11 protein-coding genes are annotated in these 14,463 nt (G+C 44.4%); all 11 read right to left on the bottom strand.

What is annotated here, in order from left to right; translation table 11 throughout:
- Positions 1-127: 127 nt before the first annotated feature.
- Positions 128-2,587 (bottom strand): Calx-beta domain-containing protein, encoded by a 2,460-nt coding sequence (locus D7D25_RS05200; RefSeq protein ID WP_122967909.1) that lies wholly within the window; start codon positions 2,585-2,587, stop codon positions 128-130.
- A 15-nt stretch (positions 2,588-2,602) separates the two neighbouring features.
- Positions 2,603-4,462: an OmpA family protein gene (locus tag D7D25_RS05195; RefSeq protein ID WP_122967978.1), complete on the bottom strand. Its 1,860-nt coding sequence runs from the start codon at positions 4,460-4,462 to the stop codon at positions 2,603-2,605.
- A 16-nt stretch (positions 4,463-4,478) separates the two neighbouring features.
- Complete coding sequence (locus tag D7D25_RS05190) at positions 4,479-5,084, bottom strand: DUF3575 domain-containing protein (protein ID WP_122967908.1); 606 nt, start codon at positions 5,082-5,084, stop codon at positions 4,479-4,481.
- A gap of 36 nt (positions 5,085-5,120) precedes the next feature.
- Positions 5,121-6,119, bottom strand: a complete 999-nt coding sequence (locus D7D25_RS05185; RefSeq protein WP_148038856.1) for a hypothetical protein — start codon at positions 6,117-6,119, stop codon at positions 5,121-5,123.
- A 138-nt stretch (positions 6,120-6,257) separates the two neighbouring features.
- Positions 6,258-7,499 (bottom strand): hypothetical protein, encoded by a 1,242-nt coding sequence (locus D7D25_RS05180; RefSeq protein WP_148038855.1) that lies wholly within the window; start codon positions 7,497-7,499, stop codon positions 6,258-6,260.
- Between the two features lie 406 nt (positions 7,500-7,905).
- Positions 7,906-8,283: an HU family DNA-binding protein gene (locus tag D7D25_RS05175; protein ID WP_122967905.1), complete on the bottom strand. Its 378-nt coding sequence runs from the start codon at positions 8,281-8,283 to the stop codon at positions 7,906-7,908.
- A gap of 521 nt (positions 8,284-8,804) precedes the next feature.
- On the bottom strand, positions 8,805-10,640 hold the full coding sequence (locus D7D25_RS05170; protein WP_122967904.1) for a response regulator: 1,836 nt from the start codon (positions 10,638-10,640) through the stop codon (positions 8,805-8,807).
- Positions 10,641-10,800: 160 nt separating this feature from the next.
- On the bottom strand, positions 10,801-11,847 hold the full coding sequence (locus tag D7D25_RS05165; protein ID WP_255417192.1) for a PstS family phosphate ABC transporter substrate-binding protein: 1,047 nt from the start codon (positions 11,845-11,847) through the stop codon (positions 10,801-10,803).
- Between the two features lie 342 nt (positions 11,848-12,189).
- On the bottom strand, positions 12,190-13,041 hold the full coding sequence (locus tag D7D25_RS05155) for an energy transducer TonB (RefSeq protein WP_122967901.1): 852 nt from the start codon (positions 13,039-13,041) through the stop codon (positions 12,190-12,192).
- A gap of 32 nt (positions 13,042-13,073) precedes the next feature.
- Entirely contained in the window at positions 13,074-13,739 is a 666-nt protein-coding gene (locus tag D7D25_RS05150) for a biopolymer transporter ExbD (RefSeq protein WP_122967900.1), read from the bottom strand.
- Between the two features lie 120 nt (positions 13,740-13,859).
- Complete coding sequence (locus D7D25_RS05145) at positions 13,860-14,462, bottom strand: biopolymer transporter ExbD (protein WP_122967899.1); 603 nt, start codon at positions 14,460-14,462, stop codon at positions 13,860-13,862.
- Between the last annotated feature and the right edge of the window lies 1 nt (position 14,463).

The following is a 14,463-nucleotide window of genomic DNA, read 5'->3' as shown; positions in this document are numbered from 1 at the left end:
ATGAATTCTTCAATCGAACGTTTTCGTCAAGCTCAATGAGCAGAGTCAAACTTGTTTGAACTTTGTCGTTGCGAGAAAAACGACCCATGTTTATATTGAACAATTGTATGGCAAAGCTTGCATCCTCTTATTCAATAATTGAGAATTCGGCAGAAGCCATTTGGGGTGCCACAATGATGTCGGGGGCATTGCCGGGCTTGGTTATGGAATCTACCCCGATCACAATTTTTTTGGATCCTTCACTTTCCCGGTTGAACAGCACGATGCCATCCAGATTGACGGCGCTACGGTTTCCGTCGCCCAGGATCCTCAAATTATGCATATTGGTCAGTACGAAATCTTTTCCTTCCGCGGCAGTGGTTTGCGGCAAGATGGAGCATGCGATGCCAATATCTCCTCCGGTGACATTGATCAGGGGTTGCCCGTCGGATGCCCGCAAGAGGGAGAGTTTGAAAAATCCCGAAACGATATTGTTCATCCGTCCATGATCTCCCAAGGCTGTGATACCAACGGTGGCAGGCTGGTCGATAATCGATCCCTTGCAACTGAGTACCGAGCCTTCAAAGCCAATCGTTGCGTCATTGATCGTCAATATTTTGTTGAAATCGACCACCACTGTCTTGGGTAATTCAAACCGGGTGTCCACCAGCGTGTTTACTTTAAAGGTGCCGCTTGAAGCGCCTTTTTCGACAACAAGCCTCGGAGCGATACCCATGTCGTAGTCTAACTTGTCAGCCGTCCCCTTGCCATAGTAACCCTCTATGATGATATCGGATCCGGTGGCATTGATCAACTTCTCTCCGTTGGTTTTGAAAATCCCCAGCTCATACACGATATCTCTTTGTCCTTCCAGCCCGTTTTGCGTGTTGATATGTTTTACCAGTACCTCCTGGTCTTCTATGGTTCCCGTACCGACACGTTTAACCAGATAACTGTGTTCCACATTTGCCAAATTTAACTCGAAAATCTTTTGCCCTTCAAACAGGTTGTTCGTTTTGATGGGCACCTCAACATCCTGTTTGATCATATAGCGTCCGGCCCCGTCGCTTGCCGGGATGAAAGAGAGGCTCCCCTTCACAGGGCTGTAATTTTCACTTTGATTGGCCGTTCCGTCCTTGGTGAAATACTCGACCCGTACCGGCATTGGAGCCCCCTCTTCCGAAGTGGGGAAACCCGTGAGGGTTACGCTGAACAGCGCTGTGATGTATCCGTCTATAGGTTTATTGACTTTTACGTCGGATACGTATAACCCGTGGCTCATTTTGACAAGCCTGTTTTTTCCTCCTTTAAAGAGAATATCTCCGTTGGGGACAAACAAGACCTCATCAAAGTTGGTTTTTCCCCCATCCGTGGCATAACGGTCGAATAACAGTTCACCTGTCGGTGATAACATGCAAAGGCGCCCGGTGTGACTTTCCGCCAGGTAAATACCGTTGGAGGTCACGTGTATTTCATTGAAATTACCGTCCGAGCTTTTTTGGTATATCTGCCGCCCGTCTTTCGCCAAACCGGTAATTGTTCCCCGCGAACGTTCATTGTCGAAACTGGCGATGACCGATTCTCCTGTGACGGGATTGATCCCCATGCCGGAAATATATCCGGAAACGACATATTTCTGCAGTTCCGTGCCGTCATTGCGCAAAAGTGAATAATAGCTTTTGCCATCGCCTCCGTTACCTCCGACCAGTAAGTTGCCGTCGTTTGTAAGGAACAAATGGTCGATCATCGTGTTCGACGAGGGAGGAACAATTTCCTTGTTGAAAACAATATCGCCTTCCGGCCGTATCTTAATGACACGCCCGTCACCTGCGTGGCTTTTCCCGATAAGAAAGAGGAAATCGTCCTGGGTTGTGAGCATTTTGTTAATTGAAAACCCTTCGTCGGTGAATTTCGTGATGAATGCCACCCGGCCTTTACTGTCGAGGCTTATCACCGATGATGCCGTATTTTCGGAGGATGTGAAGGCGGCGTGGACATACTCGATCATGCTACCCAGAACTTCAAAGCCTATACATGGCCCGCTTTCTTCGGAAACATATTTGTAAATTGACCGGCCTGTCTTATCAATCTTGGTCAACATCCCCAAGTGGGAGCCAGCCGCGCTCAGTTCGTATCCGCCTAAAATAAGATTTCCGTCTTTTAACTGCCCTCCGCAAAAGAACTCGCTGCCGTTATCACCGGCGTAGACATCATTCAGGACCGTGCCGGTGTTATCTACAATAACGGCCCTTCCGCAGGTATTCTTTTCGGTTTTGCGCGACGACCAATTTTGGGATTGACCTATGATAAGCAATTTCCGGTCGCCGATATGGTAAACGTTGTTCACCACGGCAAATCGATGGGACAAGGCTTGGGAGAACAGGATCTCGCCGTCTCTTTTTACCCAGGTGACAATCGTTTGCCGGTCGTTGTTCCCCACAAGAGCTACTTCTCCTTGCGAAATAGGACAAGTATGCTGATACACCATATCGTTGCCATATGTTCTGTCATAAACTATCGGCATTATTTGCGCTTTGGCATTTCCGCAGAGAAACAGAAACAGGATCCCCCAAAACGCTCCTCTGATCACATTCTTTTTGTAGTTCATTATTTTATTTCTTTTTTATTTTATTGTTGCTATTATATCCACACGCCTAGCTTCCTTGGTCAACCATACAGGTTTATTCCCTGTGGCCGGCCAGGAGGTGTCTAAGACTACGCCTTTTCGCCGTAAGTCGTTCAGTATTAGCTGCATGCCTTTTCCTATGGTCTTTATCTCGACATCTATCCCGGCCGAATTCAAGTAGTCACCCACAGTATGCGCCCTTTTTTCCGACAATTCTACATTGTATTCTTCTTCCCCGAACTCATCGGCATATCCTTCTATTAAAAAGGATTCTATACGGCTGGTATCGACATCGGTGATCCAGGAACGGAGTTGCTCGAGGGCCTTGCTGTTTAGCTCGGAAGAATCAAAATCGAAGAACAGGCTTAATACTCGCTCGGAAAAAGTATGATTGGGTAATTCCTCGACACGAGGCACACCCGAAGTCAATTCTTTGCCGGGGAAATTGATCAGATTGCTGAAAATAAATTGATTGCCTGACATTCCGAAAGGCTGGGTTGTTATCCCGGAATTGAGATTCCGCTCAAAATAATAAATATCGTCTTTGTTCGTCAAATTACGGTCGGAAATGATATAACCCTTGTTTTCATCGATCGGGAGCATATTGAAGTCGTTGAAAACGGTATTGATCGGATAGCCGAAGTGCAATAAGCTGCCTACGGTGACCTTTCCCTCCAAAAATTCCACTCCATAGAGGTCGTATCCGCCAAATCCGATGTGTCCGTTAGATGCGAAGATGAGGGTATTCCGGAAGATATAAGGTGTGATTTCATCTCCCGCGGTATTCACGTAAGCTCCCAGATTTACCGGCAATCCCCAATTGTTTTTTTCTTCGTCCCAATGGATAACGTAGATATCGTATCCGCCGAATCCTCCCGGCATATCGGAGGCAAACAAAAGGGATTTGTCGTTATTGAACAGGAAAGGATGCGAATAGGAATATCCCCTGTTACCGCGGAAGAGTTCCGAAAATGACGACCAACCCTTGCGTTGGGTGTTGTAACGGGATGAATATAGTTTTGTCCGGTAGGCGTTGATGCCTTCATCGGTTATGACGACACTTTCTCCTTTTTCGTAATGAACGCCCGTGATGATCATGTTCGACAAGTCATTCGACACGGTAAGGGGGCCATTTTGCATGACCTGGGGAATTTTGTTAAGCAGGAAGCCCTCACTTTTTCCCGGAGTAGCAATCGGAAGATATTCGCAACGGTGGTAAAATTTCTTGTGAGGATCATGAAAACGGCTGTTGCTGGCGGCATAGAAATAATTGCCCTGTATCTCGCCGACCCAGAATTCGGAATTGATCGTATTGAATTCTTCCAACGCATATATATTGAATTCAGGAGCGCCGATTGGCAAGATACCCTCTTCGTAGTTGAGCGCGTGCAAGATGTTTTGGAAACGACGGTCGGAATTATATGCATCGCGGTAAGCGTATTTCCTGGCCAAGGCGATAGCTTTTATCTTTGATCCGGAAAAGCGCAAGGCGTCCAGGTAATTGCATATGTCGGACGTGTTGAATAAATCGTCGTTCAGAGCCATCGCGGCGTCGTAGTGCGGTATTGCCGATGTATATTCGAGCAAAGTCAGGTAAAGCCGGGCTATTTTCAAATGCAATTTGGCCGAATAGGTAGGGCTTGCTACCACGTTGTTTTTGAATGCCGCTTCATAGATTTCCATCGCCTTGTCGAAATCTTGCCGGACAAATCTGCGATCGGCTTTGGCTTCAATGCCTCGAATGCTCCTGTCTCCCTCTGCCATCACTCTTTCGTCCTGTGATTGTGCCTCAGGGATAAGGATGATCATAAGGAGCACCGTCAGAACAGTATTGAAGGATATTTTTGTGTAATGCATAAGCATGCGGCTTTTTTCACTTAAAAATATTGTAAATTATATGTACGCCGGCCTTGGTGGGGCCAACATAACTTTTTGTGTTTTTTATTTCAAGGGGAAAGTCGGCAAATTCTCCGCCCAATTGGAACTTATCATATTGAAGATGCGCATAACCCGCTCCCAGGTTAACATCGACCCTGAACCGGCTGGAAAGATAGAATTTATATCCGAAAGTCACCCCGCTGGATATTCCCCATCCCCTGTGGCGATAACTGGTTTTGGTCTCATCCCTGTTTTTCAGGCCGATATTGAAATTGCCCACCATGGCATAGGGCCCGACATAAAATCCATCCCACAGGTCGTTCGTGTAATAATACCTGGGATTGATGTAATACCTGAAATCGATGCTGCCTATCAATGCCCGAAAAACTTCTTCGTGTTTTTTAAACAGATAAGGCATCCACAAGGCATCGGCATTTATAGTAAATTGCCGTCCTACGGACCACTCCAGTCCTATGTTTGGATTACCGGTCAGGATGAGCGGAACGTTGGTTTTGATAGCTTGCGCGTGGATACTTTGACCGGCAAAAAGCGGAAGCAGGAAGAGAATTGATAAAAAAGCGTATCGCAATAAATGTTTCATCTTCAAGAGTATAATGTTTGGTTTGTGATTTGTTGTTTAAACACCCATTCCTTCATCACCTCCGGACTGATTTCCTCCGGACACTATTTCGGAATTCCATTGTTCGGGATCGCTTATATTCAATACCATGGTTGTGAAACCGTCTGTCCCCACATAAATCGTTTGATTCATATGGAGCGTTTCCGTAACGTCCATGTAAACAACCTGTATCGAATTCCCGTTGTGGTCGATAAAATCCATCGTCAATGAAATGGGGAGGCCTTCGGCGTCACTCAGCGACGGGAAAAAGTACCCGTCTATACCGAAAGAATAATCTTCATACGGATTTTCATAGGGGATACAATCCATGATCACCTTGTCCGATGAGGTATAACTGCTGGAGCGCGTGTGAACGGAATCTGTCAGCAAGGACATGCGTTGATAGGTTCCTGTGCCGGTGGCCGCTATCTTTACATTTTTTATGTTACTATAACTCAGTAACGGGTTTATCTTTGTCAATTTCTTGAATGCCACGCAAATTCTTCCACTGTAACGTTTATTGAAATAGGCGGTATCTACCACCAAAGGGCCGGGATAATTGATTTTCGGATTTGTGATTTCCACTGAGAACCGGGGAAGAGAACCGGGATAACGATACTCCATGTTATCCGACTCGGGTAATCCGAATGTGGCGTCTTGCCGGGATGCCATTTGGTGGAAATTTATTTCCCCTGTATTGGCGAAACAGTAAGTGGAATATGATCCCGGGAACAATCTGAAATTGAAATTCCCCAATTTCATCCTTGCATTCTCCTGGAAAGGGAACGAAGCTGATTTTTGTTTCTCGAGCGTCTCACTATTGTAGATATAGATGTGTATGTCCTCGATCCTGTACTCATCGGTTATCAGTTCGGCATTCGCCTTCGGGACGTATATCACGTAATTGGTCTCATCCTCGAAATAGTCATAGGTGCACGACACGGAGAAAATCAGACAGAAAGAGAAGATCATCCGGAGAAAGAATATATGAACGCTATATCTTTTTATCATATTCATTCCTGTATTTTATTTGCAAACAGATCAGGCGTCGGTAAAAGCCTTTTCTTTTGTCATACTCACCCCTCGGGGTGAGTATGACAAAAGAAAAGGGGAATTTTAAATTCAGTTATTTCCAAGTCTCTGCTGATTAGTAGATTATGCTTCAATATCCGTGTTGACTATTACGGAATCCCAGTTTTCCGGCAATCCGATGGTTATTTCCAGTCCGCCTTCATCTTCCGGTTCCGGAATAATGGGATACCCCGGCGTTTTAAGAGTCATATTGACTTCACGGATCACGTTCTTGGTAAATACGCCGTTGATAGTACCGGCCCAATAAACTGCCTTATTTTCACTAGCGACTGTCCCGTCGGCAAATTTATATCCGGCGTCAACCCAAGCACCGATGATGATAAAATATCTTCTGCTACTCGAAGCATCGGCTTCCTTGTCAAGGTTTTCACTTAGCGAAGCATTGGGGAGCACCCGGATATCGTGCCACAAGGTGAAATTGCTGTCGATAATTTTATTGGGATTATAACCCGTGGCAGGATCGGTATTTTTATACGTGTCCGCACCGACTGAACCGACCAACACCCTGTCCACATCCGAGGCGGCCATAACTCCTCCTGCGAAGGTACCCACTTTTAAACCGAAACCGACCGGGAGCCGTTGAATGGCGATAAAATTGGATTCCGAATTATCGAAATGCACCGTTTTTGTAGGATCGGGTTGAACGGGAATTTCCTTGATATTGAAACGGGCGCGCAGTAACGAAATTTCACGCTTGAGTTGCAATTCCGGGACTACGGTTGTTTCTCCCACCTTGATTTCGACATCCTCGCTGTAGGCTGTAAATATCTCCGAAGGGGCGGCGTAACCTCTCAGACTTGTACCCCACACATGAGGAATTGTAGGGCTAGTGGGAAGGGATTTCTCTTTCAGGTCGATTTGCAACCCCTGGGTCGTGTTGAAACTGGCATTGAAGACCTTTCCTATGACATTATAGTTGGTAAATTCTTCCTTTGTGCCATTCACCCATGTTACAATGTCATCGGTGTTACTTTTCACATTGGCCAGCAAGGCAAGGCGGTAGGTTCCTGCCGGAACGTTGGTCCATGAAAATTTCTGCTGGGCGGACGTTGGCGTGACCGTATGAGAAAATTTGACTTCACCGGAAGCTTTATCATACAAAAACAATTGTACCTGTTTTACATTAGCCCAACTAACTGTGGGGATCGCGGTTGATGAAGCAGCTCTTAACGTTTTGGCGTCGAAAGAGATCTTTGCCTCCAAACTTCCTCCTTCGGTCACTTCCTGATTACCCGGCACGTCATTGGTGCAGGCCGCGAATAACAATATACCTATTGTTATCAGACTAAAATAGATTTTTTTCATTTTGTAATGTTGTTTATGAATTTTAACTTTAAAAAGTGTTGAACGTGATTCAAAAGATAGTAAGAACCCATTATTGGGAAACTTCTCTGTTTTGATTAATTGGAGAATTTCTCGGTTTTGATTGATTTTCTCCTTCCCTGATCGGTCGAGAAACGGCAAATTATTAATGATGCCCCAGACTATTGCCTGCCACGGCAATGGATGGTCTGATGAGCCATTTTCTTTTTTTTCAGGACTTCGTGTCGAATCATACTCGGGGATATAATTTAGCTCCACCGATCCGATCCCGACCATGTCATCGCTACTGGCAAAATTAAGAAATACCTTCAGGAGGATCTCTCTTGTTCATCTATATGGGTGGTCTCTTTATTACTTTTTTCTTTCCCTTATGAGCGACATGCTTATTTTATTCCGCCCTTTCGTATTCCACGCTCGACAGAGTCCGTTTAAATTTAGGTGAGGGTGTAAAAATCACGCGGACACTCTTGATGTTATCGGATGAGAATTCTTCAGGATCATTCACCCCTTCGTTTGAAAACGAAAGCCGCAATGTGCCGAGATCGTTCAGATTCACACTGTAACCTTCTATCAAGTAATGAGGTATTTCTTTCACCATGTTTTCGAGCACATACATCACCGTGCTGCGTGTGATAGACGACTTGGCGGCAATATTTTTGCTCAACTGATAATGATTTATCGTACCCTCTTTTACAGGGCTGGCATACCACTTGCGTTGAGATTTAAGTTCACGTGGATTGGGTTTTTGAATTAATTTGTACTTCATATATCTCTTTTTTTTTATTGTTTGGTTATATTTTATTTACTGTCCTTTGACGGGGTGGTAAATTCTTAATTGGGTGTGCAACACTTTCGCTTTGTTTCTTTGAAAAAGTATTTAAAAACTAAGAAAAACCTTGCTTTCTCGCCGCTTTCTCGCCCTAAAAAGATTGTATCCACCCCTATTTTAACGCATGTTGCATTTTAGCTGCGTTTGAAACTTCTCCCTGTCTGATAGCGCTCTTTTATTGGACATCGATTTTTTATGCTCCAAACATTGGGAAATATCAAGATGTCTTTTGACCGCGCTTTGATATTTTGGTAGCAAACTTACGCTTTTTCACAACTGATGATTAGGATTAATTTTGTCAAATATAGGACCAGACACGCATTAACATTTGCTGTTATTAGCATAATTTGCGCACAGTTAAATATAAATGTGTTGAAAAATAAAAAGATAAAAGTGCGAATCATTATTTTGAGCGGAGAAGAATTTTCTCACTACATAGAGTAATTTCTTTGTCAATTTTATGATCGTTGGACATAAGACCTGGGGGATGTTTTTGGCGGGAGGCGCTTAAATTGTGTGGGGGTGATGCCATTATGCTTTTTGAATACACGGGAGAAATAATTCACATCGTAAATGCCACATTCTGCTGCAACCTCTCCGATGGTTTTGTTCTGGGTGGAAAGGATTTTTTTTGCGTAATCCAGTTTCACCCGCAAGATATAGATGGAGGTGGGATAACCTGTGGCGACATTCAGTTTTTTATTCAGTTGAGAAGCACTGATAGCCAGTTCCTGTGCCAATTTTGCGGGAGTGAAGTCAGGGTTTTTCATTTCACGATAAATAATATCGGTGGCACGACGCAGGAAGTTTGTATGAATATTGTCGCTGTATCTTGCTTTTTCTTCTTTTAGTACAGTTCTGTGATATTTTTCCTTTAACAATTGACGGCTTCCTAATAAATTTTCCACCCGTACTTGCAGTTCCTCCGGTTGAAACGGCTTTCGGATATAACTGTCAGCGCCGCTTTTTAGACCTTCAATCAGATCGGCTTTTCTGTTTTTCGCGGAGATAATGATAACGGGGATATGATTAAGCAGCGGCGACGCCTTAATTTCTTTGCATAATTCGATGCCGCTTTTTTTCGGCATGATTACATCGGTGATTACGATATCGGGGAGTTGCTTGTGGTTTATAATATCCCATGCTTTTTCCCCATTGGGGGCATATATGATGTTGTATTGTTCCGGATGAAATATGGAACGGATATAAAGCGCGATATCCTTATTGTCTTCCGCCAATAAAATGATCGTACGCTGGTCGTTTTCATTGACCTCTGATGAGAAAAGTTCGTCGTATTTTACTTTTTCCGGAGTATTTACCATGGTTTGTAAAGTACTTTTTTCGGGCTTCCAGTGAGGGAATAACAGTTTTTCATTTTTCCGGACAGGTAATTCAATCGTGGATGTCGATCCCTTTCCTTCTTCACTTTCCAGATAGATGGTTCCACCCAAGATTTCTGTCAATTGTTTGGCGAGTGTAAGCCCTATTCCATTATCGGCAGGTGTTTCGGTATCTCCGTACGGAGATTTGTAAAATAAATTGAAGATATGGGGTAGGATCTCCTTGTTGATCCCTTTTCCATGATCAATCACTTTGATAATTATCTTTTTCCGATCTTTTTTGCTCCTTTCCAGGATAAGATAGATACGGCCACCTTCGTAGCTGTACTTGATGGCATTAGTGAGAAGGTTGTACAGTATCTTATCGAGGTAATCGGGCACAAAATCGGTTTCAATCTTCTTTTCATCGCTAAAAAAGTATAGATCGATCTCCTTTTGTTGTGCATGGAAACGAAAGGTTTCCGATATCATTTCCACAAAAGCAACAATATTACCGGTTTTCCATTCCATGGTTTTGTCGGCCCTATACAGATTAGCAATATCGAGCGACTGGTTGACCAACTCTGAAAGATATCTTCCTTGTCGTTCAATCGCGCTAAGATAGGTGAGTGAGCTGTTGGTGGAGAGATCTTTCTGTTTCCGGAGCTGTTTGCTTAAACCGAGGATAATGGTGAGCGGAGTCCGGAATTCATGGGTGATCTTTGTGAAAATATCATTACGTAGTTGTTCCGCTCGTTGCAGCGTACGCCTGTTCTTCATCCGTTCAAAAGAGATAACGGTAACAACGATGACTATCAGCAACAGAATCATTCCGATATACATATCCATTTTTTCGGGATAAGCATCAGATGACAGTATCTTCAATGTCGGTGGGATAACAGCCGTGCCCGGAGCCTTGAATAATAAAAAGTTACCCGATAATACACCGGATAAATGCAGGTAAAATATATCCATAAGCTTAATTTACTTTTTATAAGGAATAAAAAATCTACAACTTTGACTTTTGAATATACCCCGTAATATAAAAATAATACGATGATAAGAATTTTTGTATATAGAATTACGCTTTTTATGTTGAAAATAAAGAAGTTGCTCCGATAGTATTCACGACTGTTTAGTTGTGGATCTTAGGATTTTCTGTTCTCTGAATGAGTCTGATTGGCCGGTTTGCCGGCAGAATGCCGGATTTCAATATGATCCGTTGCCCCCGGTCCCCGGCGATAAAGTTGAAGAATCCCGAGGGCAAGCCGCCGGAGGCATCCGTGATAATGATATATATGTCGCGTATCAACGGGTATCCGCCTGTTGGGAATTCAAGCGGGGATTCCCGGTGAGCCAGCTCCAAGGCCAACTGGTAAGGATATGGCTTGTGGCTGTTGTTGGGAGTGGCCTGTGTCACACTACTCACGGCCACAATGTTCACGTTGTCGATAAAACTGAGATTTGTGGTGTCGACGGGATTGGCAATCCAGTTCAGGCCTACAAATCCCAGTGCATTTGGATGTGAAGCGACATATTCAATCACTTTGCCATGGGAGTTCACCCGTGTTATGTCGACTGACGAGCTGTCGGAAGAAAGAGCTTTTACATTTTTTCCAAAAGGGAGCTTATTACAGAGCGAATCCTGTATATGGCGGACCATGCTCGAGCTGGGCGTGTCGAACACAACGGTCAGGCTGTCCAGCGGGGAGTCGGGATTGATCTGTTTCCAACTTTCTGTTTTACCTGACACTATATCCCTTATCTGGTTTATAGTCAAGAGGGTGTCTTTGTTTTGTTTGTGGGTAACCAGCGCGATACCGTCGATGGCGATTTTTTGGCTGCGGACGCGTTGCTTGCGCTCTTTGATGACGGCTTGTTCCTGGTCCGTTAATAAACGGGTTCCGATAAGTAGGCGTATACTGTCTTCCATCAGTAAATTGTAGGCATTTTGCCCGGAAGTATAGACAGGGATGATGGCCGCATCGGGGTTGAGCGATTCAAACACATTGATCCCTGCCTCGATGATAGGCGCGAAACTTTCATCCACGGCCATCTGGGCAATGCCAGATGTCACTGTGTCTGAGCGGATCTTCCTTTGATGACAGGAAGGCAGAAGACACACCCCCAGGATGATCAAAAATAAAAACGGCGGCATGGTATATTTCATTATTCTTTCCATAATCTATAGCCTCTTAATATCCCATAAACAGTGAAGATTACGCCAAAGGTAATCCTTATTCCTGCTGGAATATTTCCCCGGAATAAAGGCGTAAAAACCAATAAATATGCGACCGATATGTAGATAACGACCATCATTATACCCCACGTTAGTTTTAAGCCTCTTTTATAATTGCCGGCTTGTACTCTTCCTTTCATTGTTTCTCGCTTTATTTTTACCCTGTGATACTTTTTATATTATTCTCTCTTTTGTTTCTTTTGGGAGACACACTGGCTGTTTTATATTTTAGTGATTGAGCAATAGAGAATTGCTCAATCACCTTCTTAAACAGTTGAACAGTTTCTAAGAGTGTAACCTGAATTCAACCGGAAGAGTAAAATAGACGGAAACCGCTTTTCCTTTCTGTTTGCCCGGTATCCATCTTGGCATCGATTGCACTACCCGGACTGCTTCTTTGTCGAGCGAAGCATCCACGCCGCGTATAACCTGAACATCCATTATATCGCCAGTTCTGGATACCACGAATTTGATGACCACCCTGCCCTGGATACCACTCTCCTGAGCAATGATCGGATAGTGAATGTTCTCCGATAAGAATTTGTTCAGTGCATCCACTCCACCCGGGAATGAGGGTGCCTGCTCCGCATTCTCGAGCGGCTTATCCTCCTCTATCTTTTCTTCCACTACCACTTTGGGTCTGCTTAACTCGCTGATATCTATTCCGTGCTGCTCATCCGTCCCCATGACATCCGCGATGGATATCTGAAGTGTGGATGCTTGTATTTCCTGCTGGGTCTTCATGAAATCGTTCCCGGTAACCTCTTCGTCTTTCGCGATTACCGGGGGGATGAACTGAATGGAGGATTTCAAAGCAGGAGGTGGCGGGGGAATCTCTCCCTGTTTTATAATATCTTCTTTAATAATCTCCTCAGGAACCTGCTTCTCAATCGGAAGAATCGACAACTCGACCGTCTGTTCCATGGGACCGAGATCCTTTTGTGTCAGGTTCTCCACCACTCCGTACAATTGGGGCAGCACAGCAACAATAGCTGTGAAAACCACCATTATAAGGAATGCAACAAGGTATCTTCTGGATGAAGTCTGACGCAACTTATATGCCCCGTATTTTTTGTTTCTCCCCTCGAATACCAGGTCGCACCATCCTGGAGAGTTTAAGTTTATAAATTTATCCATATCGTATCTTTTTGTTTATTGGCCGAGAGGTGTTATTTCACAGAACTATAAGCTCCCTGTGCCTTATAGTTCTCCACAAGGAAAAGATCTCCTTCCGTGACATCTACAATAGCGTATTTCCCGACACTGCATATTTGCATCTCATCGAGGGCATCCACCAGGTTTTTATAATTGGAGTTAGCCATCGGCTTGATGATCACCGTGAGGGCATCTACATCGCCTTTTATCTCCCTGGAACGTTCATTGAACTCTTCCTCCGACATCCTGTTACCTTTTTCAGCCCTTTCGAGTTTCAGGTCTCGCATCTGGTTGACGGCTTCCGCGTTTCGTTCCAGAAGAATACTCCGCAGACCTTCATTCGAAGTGTTGGAAGAGTAGGTCGTTTCCTTCAAAACAGTATAATCGCTATAAGCGCTTTCGTCGAGTTTACCCAGATAATAATAGACCTTGTCGTCTTCTCCTAATAAAAGGGTGATTGCTCTCGACTCTTTCACCTTGGGTGCCAGCGCGTCTTCAATTTTCTGGTCTGAAGGCATTGCGATGTCCATTACCTGTGGTTTGGATAGCGTTGTGACGAGCATAAAGAAGGTGATAAGCAGCATGTTCATGTCCACCATAGGGGTGAAATCCACGCGCAGGGTTTCCTGTTTGGGTTTTCCTTTCTTCACTTCGTCTCCGCCTGTGTCAATATTTGCCATATTCTGTCAATTAATTCAATAAATTTAGACTATTTGAGTCGCCTTCGCTCCTGGATTTTCAATGGAACGTTCGGCAAAGCGAATAAATTTCCTCTGCCCTCCACTTAATGAAAACGTTCATTAAAACCCTTCCGGTGCGCCTTTGAGTACGGTTACCAAACTATAACGGTTCGCCTTTATCTTTACCAGATCCTTCATCACGCTTTCAATAAGCGGATAGGGTGTGGATTGATCTGCTTTCAACGTTATTTTCATTTCATTGTCAATCTCTCTTGCCTTCTGTATCCAGCCGATAAACTGATTGTTGATGCTGTCACTTGGGATGCCATGCTGCCGCATTGCCTCGTCCTGTTCCCGGAGAGGTAAATCCAGAAAAGCGGGAAGACGATTCATCGGCACACCAATAAAAGGCTGCTCCATGAAAACTTTCTTTTGCCTGTCATTCAGCGTTACTCCGTATTCTTCAGACATCTTTTCCAATGCTTCCATGCGCACCTCGGGACGATCGATGTTCAAAAATATCTTTCCCTGCAAATCGACCAGGATATTCATTACATTGTATTCCGGCACCTTGATCTCCATTACGGATGCCGGGGCGGTGACCCTGACAGGTTCCTGGGGCAGGAAGGTGGAAGTGAGCATAAAGAATGTAAGCAACAGTACCGTCACATCGCTCATGGCGGTCATGTCGATAAAGATGCTATGTTTTTTTATTTTGGCCATG

The organism is Proteiniphilum sp. X52 (assembly GCF_003712195.1).
Classification (GTDB): Bacteria; Bacteroidota; Bacteroidia; order Bacteroidales; family Dysgonomonadaceae; genus Proteiniphilum.
This window is presented reverse-complemented; position numbering and strand designations above follow the sequence as displayed.

What these genes read in the sequence shown, in the direction of transcription:
- D7D25_RS05200 (WP_122967909.1), bottom strand. Translation starts at nt 2,587, where the DNA reads ATGAACTACAAAAAGAATGTGATCAGAGGAGCGTTTTGGGGGATCCTG.
- D7D25_RS05195 (WP_122967978.1), bottom strand. Translation starts at nt 4,462, where the DNA reads ATGCATTACACAAAAATATCCTTCAATACTGTTCTGACGGTGCTCCTT.
- D7D25_RS05190 (WP_122967908.1), bottom strand. Translation starts at nt 5,084, where the DNA reads ATGAAACATTTATTGCGATACGCTTTTTTATCAATTCTCTTCCTGCTT.
- D7D25_RS05185 (WP_148038856.1), bottom strand. Translation starts at nt 6,119, where the DNA reads ATGAATATGATAAAAAGATATAGCGTTCATATATTCTTTCTCCGGATG.
- D7D25_RS05180 (WP_148038855.1), bottom strand. Translation starts at nt 7,499, where the DNA reads ATGAAAAAAATCTATTTTAGTCTGATAACAATAGGTATATTGTTATTC.
- D7D25_RS05175 (WP_122967905.1), bottom strand. Translation starts at nt 8,283, where the DNA reads ATGAAGTACAAATTAATTCAAAAACCCAATCCACGTGAACTTAAATCT.
- D7D25_RS05170 (WP_122967904.1), bottom strand. Translation starts at nt 10,640, where the DNA reads ATGGATATATTTTACCTGCATTTATCCGGTGTATTATCGGGTAACTTT.
- D7D25_RS05165 (WP_255417192.1), bottom strand. Translation starts at nt 11,847, where the DNA reads ATGGAAAGAATAATGAAATATACCATGCCGCCGTTTTTATTTTTGATC.
- D7D25_RS05155 (WP_122967901.1), bottom strand. Translation starts at nt 13,041, where the DNA reads ATGGATAAATTTATAAACTTAAACTCTCCAGGATGGTGCGACCTGGTA.
- D7D25_RS05150 (WP_122967900.1), bottom strand. Translation starts at nt 13,739, where the DNA reads ATGGCAAATATTGACACAGGCGGAGACGAAGTGAAGAAAGGAAAACCC.
- D7D25_RS05145 (WP_122967899.1), bottom strand. Translation starts at nt 14,462, where the DNA reads ATGGCCAAAATAAAAAAACATAGCATCTTTATCGACATGACCGCCATG.